Genomic DNA, 13,702 nt, shown 5'->3' with positions numbered 1-13,702 from the left:
TTTAGTCCTTTTTCTAAACTAGTGTTGGAGATAGAATTTGTCGAATAGAGAGAGTTTGTTAAACTATTTATATGTGTTATGGCTACAGCTATAGCATCAGCAGCATCATCAGGTTTTGGTATTTCAGAAAGATTTAAAATCTTTTGTACCATAATTTGAATTTGTTTTTTTTCTGCCCTTCCATACCCTGTAATTCCCATTTTAACCTGTAAAGGAGTATAACTTTGCACATCTAGACCATTTCTTTTACCAGCTAATAAAATAACACCTCTAGCTTGTCCTACTGAGATAACTGTCTTGCTATTTTTAAAGAAAAATAAATCTTCGACAGCCATATGCTTAGGACTAAATTTTTTTATAATATTTTCGAGCTCTTCAAAAATTTGGCAAAGTCTATCTTCAATAGCTAAATCTTTAGAGGTATAAATACATCCATATTCAACTAGACTTAGTTTGTTTTTATCAAAATCTAGGATAGAATATCCTACAATTGCCGTTCCCGGATCGATTCCTAAAACTCTCAAAAAAATCACCTCACATTAATTATAACATTTAAAACTAAAAAAGGAAGGGTAAAAACTTTTCGGTATATTAACTTAGATATTTTAGATTTAAGGAGGGAATAGTTTATGAATATCTCGGACTACCTTAAAGAGATTAGCCACTATCCTCTATTAAGTAAAGAGGAGGAACGGACTTATTCCTTAAAAGCTAAGGAAGGAGATAGCGAAGCAAAAGATAGAATTGTAATTTCTAATTTGAGACTTGTTGTAAGTGTTGCTAAAAAGTATTCAAATCTAGGGATTCCTTTGCTAGATTTAATCCAAGAAGGAAATATTGGATTGATTAAAGCTGTCGAAAAATTTGATCCGTATTTAGAAAGAAAATTTTCTACATATGCAATGTTTTGGATAAAACAAAGTATTTTAAGATATATATCGTGTAATAGAGGCTTAATAAGATTTCCAACATATATATATGATAATATTTCAAAAATAAAGAAGAGTATCCAAAGGTATCGAGTTGAAAATACTAGCGACCCGTGCATTGAGTTTATTGCTTTAGAAATTGGAATGAAAAAAAAAGATGTTGAGAAATATTTAGATATTTTAGAACAAAGTTTAAATTCGCTAGAAGAGACGTGTGGAGAAAATGGAGATTATCATAGCATCATACCAGGAGATGATTATTTAGAAGAAAATATAATAGAAGAAGAATCGAAAAGTGAGCTCATAAAAAATTTAGAATGTTTAACTCCGAATGAGAAGGAAGTTATAATTCATAGATATGGTCTTTTTGATAAGAAAATATTAACGTTAGAAGAAATTGGAAACTGTTTAAATCTGACTCGTGAGAGGATAAGACAAATCCAGATAAGAGCAATAGATAAATTAAAATTAGAATGTGGATATATGTATAATTGAAAATCTGCAGAATAGGCATAAAAATTAAAAGCCTGTTCTACAGATTTTTTTAATTATTTTTTTAGCGTAAGTACGTATTTAATAGCATCCATTCCTGCAATTGTTCCATCAGCTGTTGCTGTTGTAACTTGTCTAACAACTTTAGAACGAACATCTCCAGCTGCATAAACTCCAGGTATTTTAGTTCTCATATGGTCATCTGTTTTTAAATATCCTTGAGCATCTAGCTCTGCTACCTCACCAAATAGTTCAGTTGGATTTTTAGTACCTAAGTAAAGGAAAGTATAATCAGTTTTATAATCTTTTATTTCACCATTAACTTCAACCTCAACGCTCTCTACATATTCGCTTCCAGATATTTTTTTTAGATTTGAATTAGTTATAATTTTAACCTTTTCATTAGTTTCAAGTGCCGAAAGAATTGAAGGGTCACAATTTAATTTGTTATCATTAACAAAAATTAAAATTTCTTTTGCATATCTTGTTAAGAAAAGTGCTTCTTCAGCTACTTCTTCACCTTTTCCAAAAAGTGAAACAGTTAAATTTCTTGTAAAAGCTCCATCACAAGTTGCACAGTAAGACACTCCTTTTCCTAGAAATTCTTGTTCACCAGGAACTTTAGAGCTTGAATTTTTAGACCATCCAGTAGCGATAATGATAGATTTAGCTTTGAAATTCTCAATATCAGTTTTAACAATTTTAGGTTCAGTAAAAATATCAAACCCTAAAAAAGTACATTCTTTAAATTGGACATTGTACTTTGCAACTTGATTTTTCATAAGTTGTTGTAAATTATGTCCTGTAAGACCCTCGTGTCCTGGGTAATTATCTATCTTATGAGCCATAAGTAAACTCCCAATATGAGGCTTTTCAAGAACCAAAACTTTTAAATTAGCTCTTCCAGTATATAAAGCAGCGGCAAGTCCAGCTGGACCAGCACCTAAAATTATAACATCATAAATATTTTCCATAGTAGTCCTCCTAAATTTAAATGATACCTTCAGATTTTAAAAATAATTTTTCTTCACCTAAAGTTGTTGAATCCGTATGAGAATTATAAACAATAGTTTCAGGTGGATAGTTTTCACAAATTTTTCTTAAACTTTTTTGGAGATTGTCAAAATTACCTGTCGGTAAATCATATCTTCCATAACTTCTTCTAAAAAGAGTATCTCCAGTAATCATTAAATTATTTTCTTTATTATAAAAGCATTTAGAACCAATAGTATGTCCAGGAGTATCGATAACTTCAAAGTCTGCAATTGTATCTCCCTCTTTTAAAGTTGTAAAATCACCTTCGAATACAAAATCATATCCTTGAATAAACTGAGATAGACTCAAAGTTGAGTTGGATAGAAATGGAGCATCTTCTTTACCTATATAGACTTTTATTTCAGGGAAAATGTTAATTAATTTATTTATTCCACCTATATGATCGCCATGTCCATGAGTTAAAATAAGATTTTTTAAATTTAGATTATTTTGTTTCAAAAATCCAAGTAAAGAATCTAATCTCTCTCCTCCGCAATCAAATAGTGAAGCATTTTTCTCTTTATCCCAAACAAGATAACAATTTGTCAAATATGATCCCATGGGAAAATTCTTTATGTTCATATTATTCCTCCAAAACTTCTGTATTCTTATTAATAAAATACCATTTTTAACAATAAAAATCAAAGATAAAAGGAAAAAAATAGGAAAAAAAATGAAATTTATGTTAAAATTTCCTGTATATAAAATTACGAAGGAGGAGAATATGAATTTAGTGTTAATGAACCCAGAAATTCCTTACAACACTGGAAATATAGGGAGATCGTGTGTATTAACAAATACAACACTTCATTTAATAAAACCATTAGGTTTTTCTTTGGATGAAAAACAAATAAAAAGATCAGGATTAGATTACTGGAAGTTAATTGATTTAAAGGTATGGGAAAGCTATGAAGAGCTAAGAGAGGCATATCCAGAATCAAATTTCTTTTTTGCTACAACTAAAACTAAGAATAGATATAGTGATGTTCAGTATAAAAAAGATGATTTTATAGTTTTTGGTCCAGAATCTAGGGGTATACCTGAAAATATTTTAAAAGAAAATAGTGAAACTTGTATAACTGTTCCTATGATTAAAATGGGAAGATCATTGAATCTTTCAAATACTGCAGCTATAGTATTATACGAAGCTTTAAGACAAAATGACTTTGACTTTGGCGATGAATAATGATAATTGCAATAGTTGCAATGACTAAAGATAGAGTTATTGGTTTAGATGGAAAGATTCCTTGGGATGTAAAGGAAGATCTATCTCTATTTAAGAAAAAAACTATAAATAATGTTGTTATTATGGGAAGGAAAACATACGAAAGTATAGGAAAACCTCTTCCAAATAGAATCAATATAGTAATAAGTAGTGACAAGGGATATAAAGCAGGAGATGCCGTAGTATGTAATTCCATTGAACAGGGGCTGGAGTTTGCAAAAAAAATAATAAATAAAGATATATATATTATTGGAGGATCTACAATTTATAGACAGTGCATGAAATATATTGATAAGATTTGTGTCTCATATATTAAAAAAGATTATAAGGGTGATACCTTTTTCCTGGATTCTTTTGAAAAGGAATTTGATAAGATTTCTGATGAAAGTTTTGAAGAATTTATCTACGTTGAATATTTAAGAAAAACACTTTGTATTAATAATTAAACAACCTTCCTCTATTATTAAAAAAAATTAATAAAATCTTAATTAAAATTTAAAAAACAAATGTTATATTACATAAGTAATAATAACAAATGTAATTTTATTAGTGGCAATATCGGAGGGAGAAACATAATGAGTAAGACAAAATTTTATTTAGCAGCATTAATTTTAGTAACGGGAATTAGCTCGTTTGGAGCTTCAATAGATCATATACAAAACTATACCCCTGAGTATGGAGCAAATCCAGCACAACAAGGGGCAATCAATAGAAATACATCAGTATATTTCAATCCAGCCGGACTTATGAGACTGGAAGATGGAACATATTTAAGAGCTGGAATTCAGTATGCGTATGGAAAAGAAACAATGACATATAAAGGAAAAGAGTATTCTGCTGACCTAGGTGCACCTGTACCGAATCTAGCTTTATATACAAAAAATAAAGAGAGAACATGGTTTTGGACATTTGGAGGTCTTGGTGGAGGCGGAGACTTAAAGTATGATGATGGAGTTGCTGGAATTGGAGTTTTAGAAGATGTAATAAATATGGATTTAGGTATTGCAAAAGTTAGAGCTAAAGATTTAGGGTCAAGTGCTGAAGGATCTAATATGTATATCCAGTCTACTTTAGGTAGAGCGTGGGATATAAATGATAAAGTTTCAGTTTCATTAGCTGGTAGAGTAGTTCGTGGAAGTAGATTACTAAAAGGACATTTAAATGCGGAATTAAATACTACTGTTTTTGGAAAAGAAAATTCTTTACCAATTGAAGCTGAAATAGATTCAGAAAGAACAGCTTGGGGATTTGGAGGACAGTTTGGTCTTAACTATGCTGCAACTGAGAGATTAAATATTGGAATGAGATATGATACAACAGTAAGAATGAATTTTAAAGCTGATGCTGATGAAAAGAAGGCTTCGTTACTTGGAAAAGAGCTAGGGTTTTCGGATTTCTTTCCGGAGTATGCTGATGGAAGAAAAGTTAGAAGAGATTTACCAGCTTTACTAGCGCTTGGAGCATCTTATAAAATGACAGATTCATGGACTACATTTGTTGGTGGAAATTACTATTTCAATGAATCTGCTAAAATTGATAAGAAGGCTAATCCAAATCATGATATAGAGTATGATAATGGTTGGGAAGTATCTCTAGGATCAGAGTATTGGTTAAACAAAAAATGGGCCTGGATGATAGGAGCTAACTATTCAGATACAGGAGCTCATAAAGACACATTTAGTGATGTAGAATATGCTTTAGATTCATTTATGGCAGGAACAGGAGTTAAATATAGACCGGATGAGTCTATGGAATGGATAGTTTCATATAATCACTATTGGTATGATTCTGCAAAAGGAAACTTTACAGAAAAATACCCTGGAAAAGCTTTAGAAAATCAAAACTATAAAAAGAAAATATCAAGTGTAGGATTAGGATTTACTAAGAAAATATAATGAATTAAAAAATATTAGGAGGTAGCAATGCCAAAAAAAGCTATATTTACAAAGGAGCAGATACATAAAAAAGCGTTTGAAATGTTTGAAAAACATGGCTTAGATGAGATAACTGCTAGAAATCTAGCAAAGGCTTTAAATGCTTCTCCAGCCCCAATATATAGTTGTTACGGTTCGATGGATGAACTGAAAAAAGATCTTATAAGTAGAGCTAAAGAAGTATTTATAGAATATGTTAAAAAGCAAGAAACAGATATGATATTTTTAAATAGTGGAATCGGACTTTGTGCTTTTGCACGTGAGGAAAAACAACTTTTTAAATCTATTTTTTTGAAAGAAAAAGCATATAATTCGGTTTTAAAAGAATTCCGTGATTTAATGAAAGATGAGATGTCTAAAGATGAAAGATTTTCGGGACTACCATCAGAATTTAAAAATGAATTATTTTTAGAATGTTGGTTTTATGGGCATGGATTTGCTACTCTTATAGCTACAGAGTATTTTGAAGATCCAAGTAATGACTTTATAAAAGAAAAGTTATTAAATGGAGCTGGAACTATGCTCTTAACAAGAATAGATAACTACAGAAAAAGAAATAGACATAAAAAAATATCTCAAGAATAAATAAAAATGGATGGTTCAGTGAGCCATCCATTTTTATTTATAATATAACTTTTATATCCTCTGTTCCATATATTTCAGAAAGAGTATTTAGATTTTTTAAAATTTCAAAACGATCGTTAAAAGGTAACTTTTTACTATATATATGTTGTTTATTAAAAAGTTCTGATTCAGAAACAATATTTATATTTTGAGGAATAGAGTAAGAGTCAACAATAGTCTCAAATCCTTTAACCTTAAGTATAGATTTTGAAATTATAAGAGCTGAATTTGTACCGAGCTCTTCATTTTCATAACAGTCTAGGAAGATATAAAAATCATATCCTTTAATAAAAGTCTTCGAAATTTTAATATAATTACAGAAGTAGTCTTTTTGAGAAATTAGAAGAGCTTTTTTACCAATTGACTGATAATAAAGTGCAATAGTTTCTATTAAAGTCCTGGTTCCTCTTGATTTTTCCATGATAGCAAGAGTATTAACTTTTTTTCTAAAGATATTGGCTAAAACATTTTTTTGAATATAGTTGTAGTTGAAATCTCCAATAAGGAAATTTTTGATATCTTTGAATAAATCTCCTTCTTTGATTGCATAAGACACAAAATTAATATCTTTATGTATTTTAATATGAATATTGAAATTTTCTTCTTTTTGAATAATTTTAATTACCTCAACAGAAAAATTGGTATTAAAATTTTCTTTTAAGTTTTTTAATAAAAACTGTGTTTGAGAATCTAAATACCCAACATTTTCTCTTCCAGAAACAATTGTAACCTCGTTATTTGTAAAGTTAATTGATAATTTTTTATCATTTAAAACTTTCCGAGTATAGAAAATAGTTTCTAAAGGAAAAACAGTCTCATAGAGACAAAAGGTATTTTTTAATTTGTTATTTATATGATTCGAAGGTTTTATGTCATCTATAAAAATTTTATATTGATATCTATCTTTATAAATTTCCATTTTTAATTTAAATGCAACATCAATTTCTTTTAAGGTTGCGATATCTTCAAACATATCTTGGCTATTGAACCAAACACAATTTTTTATCTCTATACCGTCTTTTTCAAGATTCATCATCAGATGGTTTTTATCTTTTCCAATTGCTCTAAAATTACTAAAATTACAATTAGTTATAGAAAAGAGTGGAGAAGGATTTCCAAAACCAAATGGTTCAAGAGTCGAAATCTTATCTAACAAATCGTACGATATCTTATAGAAAGGGATTTCACAATCTATCTTTATAGGTTTAATAAAATCAGATGATTCTAAAACTGTTTCAGCATACTCATTAATAGCTATATCAAATTTTTCAATATTATCTATAGGGATAGAAAAACCAGCAGCACCAGCATGGCCACCATACTTTATAAAAAGCTCACTCATAGAGTTTAAGGCCTCTATAATGTTGAACCCCTCAATACTCCTACAAGATGCTGTAGCAATCCCTTCAGAAGGTTTTATCTCCATTATTATAGTTGGTTTGTAAAATTTATCTACAATTTTAGATGCAACAATTCCAATAACTCCATGATGGAAATTTTTATCAGCAACAGTTATTACATTTTTAGAATCTAATCTTTTGCTTTCAATAGTTTCTAGTGCACTATTTAAAATAGATTCTTGAATTTCTTTTCTTTCGCTATTTTTATTAATAAGGTCATAGATAAGATTGTCACAAACAACATGTGAGTCATTAACAAAAAGTTCTACTGCCATTTTAGCATCTTCTAATCTACCAGCTGCATTGAAAATAGGAGCGATTATAAATCCTATATCATATGTATCAAATTTTTTAGAAAGAGGTTCTTCAAAAATTCTTTTTAGGAGCATATTAAGGCCAATCCATTTGCTGCTTTTTAAGAGCTGTAATCCCTTTTTTACAAGGGTACGATTATCTCCAACTAATGGAACTATATCAGCAACAGTTCCTATAGCCACTATATCTAAATATTTATAAGCTTGTTCTGTAATATTAAGCTTTTTATAAAGAGCTAAAATAGCCATAAAAGCTGTCCCAACACCAGCTAAATATTTAAAATCATTATCGTTATCTTCACGTTTTGGATTGATAACAGCAAAAGCATTGGGTATTCCGTGGTTTATCTCGTGGTGATCAGTTACTATTATATCCATGCCTAGATTGTTACAATGTTCTATTTCTTTGTGAGATGAAATACCACAATCTACTGAAATTATTAAGTTTCCTCCCTGCTCTTTTATATGAGTGATTGCATCAACATTTAGACCGTATCCTTCATCTCTTAGAGGGATATAGTAATTTACATTTATTCCAATCTCTTTTAAGGCTAAGTAGCAAAGAGATACCGATGTTATTCCATCAACATCATAATCTCCATAAATCCAAACTGATTGATTCGTTTCTTTAGCGTAGAGTAATCTATCTACTGTTTTATCCACATCTTTAAAAGAATTAGGATTTAAAAGATTAGTTTCATCCCCGTTTAAAAAAATTTCTATTTCTTCGGAAGTTGTAATCCCTCTATTTGCTAAAATTGATAAAATGTTTTTATCAAAGTTTAATTCAGATTGAATATTTTCTTGAAATTTATATGTCCATTTAGTATTTCTCATTTCATTTCCTTTCAAAATTATTTGTAAAGAGAGTTATAAAAAGTATAATTATACATAAGTTGTTGAATATTTTTTCTTAGATCTAAATTTTGTACTTTATCCAAATCTAAATCGCCATCATAATTAAAAATTAGTGTAGAGAAATTTTCAGAATCTATTGAATATTCTAAAAGAGTCTTTAAATTGTTACTGTTATTTTTTTTATAAATTTCACTCATCTTTTTCATACCTATTTCTAAATTTTTCTCTGGATCAGTAAGAATTTTTATATTGTAGAGATTCAACGGTATTTTTAAAAGACCAACTTCGTGAGATGGAGAGATATATCCCGAATTAAATTTACTATAAGTTAGTATTGTAGCATAGATAATGTTTTTAGGGACATCATATTTTTTAGAAACCTTATTGATTAAGTCTTCATAGTATTTTGGAAAAAGAAAAAATATTAAATCGGAATATTTATAAAAATTATTCTTAAAATTTTCAGAATTTTTAAGAGCTAGATTGTAAAATTCTCCGGCTTCAAATAATTTAGTAATAACTATTTCTTTGTTGATATTATTATCGCTATTTGAAAATCTGCTATTTTCAATAGCTAAAGATAGGAGCTGGCTATCTTTTAAAGAAGCTATTTGAAATAGACCATCAATTTGAGCATTATATTGCTCTGAATTTGAAAGCTTTTTATAAGGTGGAAGGTTAGTAGTATAATTATTGACGATAAGATTAATCAAGTAAAAAGAATGATAATCAGATATACTCCAAGGATTTTCAATTTTTGATTTTAATCTATCACTTATCAAACTATAGATTCCACTTTCATAGGTGTATGGATATTTTGTTATAAAAATTTTTTATAACAAAATATCCATACACCTATGAAAGTGGAATCTATAGTTTGATAAGTGATAGATTAAAATCAAAAATTGAAAATCCTTGGAGTATATCTGATTATCATTCTTTTTACTTGATTAATCTTATCGTCAATAATTATACTACTAACCTTCCACCTTATAAAAAGCTTTCAAATTCAGAGCAATATAATGCTCAAATTGATGGTCTATTTCAAATAGCTTCTTTAAAAGATAGCCAGCTCCTATCTTTAGCTATTGAAAATAGCAGATTTTCAAATAGCGATAATAATATCAACAAAGAAATAGTTATTACTAAATTATTTGAAGCCGGAGAATTTTACAATCTAGCTCTTAAAAATTTCTGAAAATTTTAAGAATAATTTTATAAATATTCCGATTTAATATTTTTTCTTTTTCCAAAATACTATGAAGACTTAATCAATAAGGTTTCTAAAAAATATGATGTCCCTAAAAACATTATCTATGCTACAATACTAACTTATAGTAAAATTTAATTCGGGATATATCTCTCCATCTCACGAAGTTGGTCTTTTAAAAATACCGTTGAATCTCTACAATATAAAAATTCTTACTGATCCAGAGAAAAATTTAGAAATAGGTATGAAAAAGATGAGTGAAATTTATAAAAAAATAACAGTAACAATTTAAAGACTCTTTTAGAATATTCAATAGATTCTGAAAATTTCTCTACACTAATTTTTAATTATGATGGCGATTTAGATTTGGATAAAGTACAAAATTTAGATCTAAGAAAAAATATTCAACAACTTATGTATAATTATACTTTTTATAACTCTCTTTACAAATAATTTTGAAAGGAAATGAAATGAGAAATACTAAATGGACATATAAATTTCAAGAAATATTCAATCTGAATTAAACTTTGATAAAAACATTTTATCAATTTTAGCAAATAGAGGGATTACAACTTCCGAAGAAATAGAAATTTTTTTAAACGGGGATGAAACTAATCTTTTAAATCCTAATTCTTTTAAAGATGTGGATAAAACAGTAGATAGATTACTCTACGCTAAAGAAACGAATCAATCAGTTTGGATTTATGGAGATTATGATGTTGATGGAATAACATCGGTATCTCTTTGCTACTTAGCCTTAAAAGAGATTGGAATAAATGTAAATTACTATATCCCTCTAAGAGATGAAGGATACGGTCTAAATGTTGATGCAATCACTCATATAAAAGAGCAGGGAGGAAACTTAATAATTTCAGTAGATTGTGGTATTTCATCTCACAAAGAAATAGAACATTGTAACAATCTAGGCATGGATATAATAGTAACTGATCACCACGAGATAAACCACGGAATACCCAATGCTTTTGCTGTTATCAATCCAAAACGTGAAGATAACGATAATGATTTTAAATATTTAGCTGGTGTTGGGACAGCTTTTATGGCTATTTTAGCTCTTTATAAAAAGCTTAATATTACAGAACAAGCTTATAAATATTTAGATATAGTGGCTATAGGAACTGTTGCTGATATAGTTCCATTAGTTGGAGATAATCGTACCCTTGTAAAAAAGGGATTACAGCTCTTAAAAAGCAGCAAATGGATTGGCCTTAATATGCTCCTAAAAAGAATTTTTGAAGAACCTCTTTCTAAAAAATTTGATACATATGATATAGGATTTATAATCGCTCCTATTTTCAATGCAGCTGGTAGATTAGAAGATGCTAAAATGGCAGTAGAACTTTTTGTTAATGACTCACATGTTGTTTGTGACAATCTTATCTATGACCTTATTAATAAAAATAGCGAAAGAAAAGAAATTCAAGAATCTATTTTAAATAGTGCACTAGAAACTATTGAAAGCAAAAGATTAGATTCTAAAAATGTAATAACTGTTGCTGATAAAAATTTCCATCATGGAGTTATTGGAATTGTTGCATCTAAAATTGTAGATAAATTTTACAAACCAACTATAATAATGGAGATAAAACCTTCTGAAGGGATTGCTACAGCATCTTGTAGGAGTATTGAGGGGTTCAACATTATAGAGGCCTTAAACTCTATGAGTGAGCTTTTTATAAAGTATGGTGGCCATGCTGGTGCTGCTGGTTTTTCTATCCCTATAGATAATATTGAAAAATTTGATATAGCTATTAATGAGTATGCTGAAACAGTTTTAGAATCATCTGATTTTATTAAACCTATAAAGATAGATTGTGAAATCCCTTTCTATAAGATATCGTACGATTTGTTAGATAAGATTTCGACTCTTGAACCATTTGGTTTTGGAAATCCTTCTCCACTCTTTTCTATAACTAATTGTAATTTTAGTAATTTTAGAGCAATTGGAAAAGATAAAAACCATCTGATGATGAATCTTGAAAAAGACGGTATAGAGATAAAAAATTGTGTTTGGTTCAATAGCCAAGATATGTTTGAAGATATCGCAACCTTAAAAGAAATTGATGTTGCATTTAAATTAAAAATGGAAATTTATAAAGATAGATATCAATATAAAATTTTTATAGATGACATAAAACCTTCGAATCATATAAATAACAAATTAAAAAATACCTTTTGTCTCTATGAGACTGTTTTTCCTTTAGAAACTATTTTCTATACTCGGAAAGTTTTAAATGATAAAAAATTATCAATTAACTTTACAAATAACGAGGTTACAATTGTTTCTGGAAGAGAAAATGTTGGGTATTTAGATTCTCAAACACAGTTTTTATTAAAAAACTTAAAAGAAAATTTTAATACCAATTTTTCTGTTGAGGTAATTAAAATTATTCAAAAAGAAGAAAATTTCAATATTCATATTAAAATACATAAAGATATTAATTTTGTGTCTTATGCAATCAAAGAAGGAGATTTATTCAAAGATATCAAAAATTTCCTTATTGGAGATTTCAACTACAACTATATTCAAAAAAATGTTTTAGCCAATATCTTTAGAAAAAAAGTTAATACTCTTGCTATCATGGAAAAATCAAGAGGAACCAGGACTTTAATAGAAACTATTGCACTTTATTATCAGTCAATTGGTAAAAAAGCTCTTCTAATTTCTCAAAAAGACTACTTCTGTAATTATATTAAAATTTCGAAGACTTTTATTAAAGGATATGATTTTTATATCTTCCTAGACTGTTATGAAAATGAAGAGCTCGGTACAAATTCAGCTCTTATAATTTCAAAATCTATACTTAAGGTTAAAGGATTTGAGACTATTGTTGACTCTTACTCTATTCCTCAAAATATAAATATTGTTTCTGAATCAGAACTTTTTAATAAACAACATATATATAGTAAAAAGTTACCTTTTAACGATCGTTTTGAAATTTTAAAAAATCTAAATACTCTTTCTGAAATATATGGAACAGAGGATATAAAAGTTATATTATAAATAAAAATGGATGGCTCACTGAACCATCCATTTTTATTTATTCTTGAGATATTTTTTTATGTCTATTTCTTTTTCTGTAGTTATCTATTCTTGTTAAGAGCATAGTTCCAGCTCCATTTAATAACTTTTCTTTTATAAAGTCATTACTTGGATCTTCAAAATACTCTGTAGCTATAAGAGTAGCAAATCCATGCCCATAAAACCAACATTCTAAAAATAATTCATTTTTAAATTCTGATGGTAGTCCCGAAAATCTTTCATCTTTAGACATCTCATCTTTCATTAAATCACGGAATTCTTTTAAAACCGAATTATATGCTTTTTCTTTCAAAAAAATAGATTTAAAAAGTTGTTTTTCCTCACGTGCAAAAGCACAAAGTCCGATTCCACTATTTAAAAATATCATATCTGTTTCTTGCTTTTTAACATATTCTATAAATACTTCTTTAGCTCTACTTATAAGATCTTTTTTCAGTTCATCCATCGAACCGTAACAACTATATATTGGGGCTGGAGAAGCATTTAAAGCCTTTGCTAGATTTCTAGCAGTTATCTCATCTAAGCCATGTTTTTCAAACATTTCAAACGCTTTTTTATGTATCTGCTCCTTTGTAAATATAGCTTTTTTTGGCATTGCTACCTCCTAATATTTTTTAATT

The 13,702-nt window shown here is 28.4% G+C and carries 13 protein-coding genes; 7 read left to right on the top strand and 6 right to left on the bottom strand.

What is annotated here, in order from left to right; genetic code table 11:
* On the bottom strand, window positions 1-524 hold a 524-nt coding region (gene ruvC / locus H3N56_RS12405), incomplete at its 3' end, for a crossover junction endodeoxyribonuclease RuvC (RefSeq protein ID WP_185881496.1).
* A gap of 105 nt (window positions 525-629) precedes the next feature.
* Here ruvC and H3N56_RS12400 point away from each other — a divergent pair.
* Complete coding sequence (locus H3N56_RS12400; RefSeq protein WP_185880112.1) at window positions 630-1,424, top strand: RNA polymerase sigma factor RpoD/SigA; 795 nt, start codon at window positions 630-632, stop codon at window positions 1,422-1,424.
* A gap of 53 nt (window positions 1,425-1,477) precedes the next feature.
* Here H3N56_RS12400 and H3N56_RS12395 read toward each other — a convergent pair whose 3' ends face one another.
* The gene (locus H3N56_RS12395) at window positions 1,478-2,395 is read right to left on the bottom strand and encodes an NAD(P)/FAD-dependent oxidoreductase (protein WP_185880111.1); all 918 of its coding nucleotides are present in this window, start codon (window positions 2,393-2,395) and stop codon (window positions 1,478-1,480) included.
* A 16-nt stretch (window positions 2,396-2,411) separates the two neighbouring features.
* On the bottom strand, window positions 2,412-3,038 hold the full coding sequence (locus H3N56_RS12390) for an MBL fold metallo-hydrolase (protein WP_185881495.1): 627 nt from the start codon (window positions 3,036-3,038) through the stop codon (window positions 2,412-2,414).
* Window positions 3,039-3,180: 142 nt separating this feature from the next.
* Between H3N56_RS12390 and H3N56_RS12385 the strand changes: the two genes are divergently transcribed.
* The 4 genes from H3N56_RS12385 (at window position 3,181) to H3N56_RS12370 (ending at window position 6,200) form a co-directional block, all read left to right on the top strand.
* On the top strand, window positions 3,181-3,642 hold the full coding sequence (locus H3N56_RS12385) for a tRNA (cytidine(34)-2'-O)-methyltransferase (RefSeq protein WP_185880109.1): 462 nt from the start codon (window positions 3,181-3,183) through the stop codon (window positions 3,640-3,642).
* Entirely contained in the window at window positions 3,642-4,127 is a 486-nt protein-coding gene (locus H3N56_RS12380; protein WP_185880108.1) for a dihydrofolate reductase, read from the top strand. Before H3N56_RS12385 ends, H3N56_RS12380 begins: the two co-directional genes overlap by 1 nt.
* 129 nt (window positions 4,128-4,256) lie before the next feature.
* On the top strand, window positions 4,257-5,576 hold the full coding sequence (locus tag H3N56_RS12375) for an OmpP1/FadL family transporter (protein WP_185880107.1): 1,320 nt from the start codon (window positions 4,257-4,259) through the stop codon (window positions 5,574-5,576).
* A 27-nt stretch (window positions 5,577-5,603) separates the two neighbouring features.
* On the top strand, window positions 5,604-6,200 hold the full coding sequence (locus H3N56_RS12370) for a TetR/AcrR family transcriptional regulator (RefSeq protein ID WP_185880106.1): 597 nt from the start codon (window positions 5,604-5,606) through the stop codon (window positions 6,198-6,200).
* 37 nt (window positions 6,201-6,237) lie between these two features.
* Here H3N56_RS12370 and recJ (H3N56_RS12365) read toward each other — a convergent pair whose 3' ends face one another.
* Both recJ (H3N56_RS12365) and H3N56_RS12360 read right to left on the bottom strand, forming a co-directional pair.
* Complete coding sequence (recJ, locus tag H3N56_RS12365) at window positions 6,238-8,790, bottom strand: single-stranded-DNA-specific exonuclease RecJ (RefSeq protein WP_185880105.1); 2,553 nt, start codon at window positions 8,788-8,790, stop codon at window positions 6,238-6,240.
* Between the two features lie 17 nt (window positions 8,791-8,807).
* Window positions 8,808-9,593: a transglycosylase SLT domain-containing protein gene (locus tag H3N56_RS12360; protein ID WP_185881494.1), complete on the bottom strand. Its 786-nt coding sequence runs from the start codon at window positions 9,591-9,593 to the stop codon at window positions 8,808-8,810.
* A gap of 95 nt (window positions 9,594-9,688) precedes the next feature.
* Here H3N56_RS12360 and H3N56_RS12355 point away from each other — a divergent pair, with 95 nt between their 5' ends.
* Both H3N56_RS12355 and recJ (H3N56_RS12350) read left to right on the top strand, forming a co-directional pair.
* Window positions 9,689-10,009: a hypothetical protein gene (locus tag H3N56_RS12355; RefSeq protein WP_185881493.1), complete on the top strand. Its 321-nt coding sequence runs from the start codon at window positions 9,689-9,691 to the stop codon at window positions 10,007-10,009.
* A 508-nt stretch (window positions 10,010-10,517) separates the two neighbouring features.
* Window positions 10,518-13,043, top strand: coding sequence for a single-stranded-DNA-specific exonuclease RecJ (recJ, locus tag H3N56_RS12350; protein ID WP_370521086.1), 2,526 nt, complete (start codon window positions 10,518-10,520; stop codon window positions 13,041-13,043).
* 37 nt (window positions 13,044-13,080) lie between these two features.
* On the opposite strand, the gene H3N56_RS12345 is transcribed toward recJ (H3N56_RS12350), so the two are convergent.
* Window positions 13,081-13,677 carry a TetR/AcrR family transcriptional regulator gene (locus tag H3N56_RS12345; protein WP_185880106.1) on the bottom strand — a complete coding sequence of 199 codons (597 nt, stop codon included), beginning with the start codon at window positions 13,675-13,677 and terminating at the stop codon, window positions 13,081-13,083.
* Between the last annotated feature and the right edge of the window lie 25 nt (window positions 13,678-13,702).

This window comes from Cetobacterium sp. 2A, assembly GCF_014250685.1.
GTDB lineage: Bacteria > Fusobacteriota > Fusobacteriia > Fusobacteriales > Fusobacteriaceae > Cetobacterium.
Note: the sequence above shows the minus strand (reverse complement) of the source record. Positions and strands in the feature narration are given on the sequence as shown.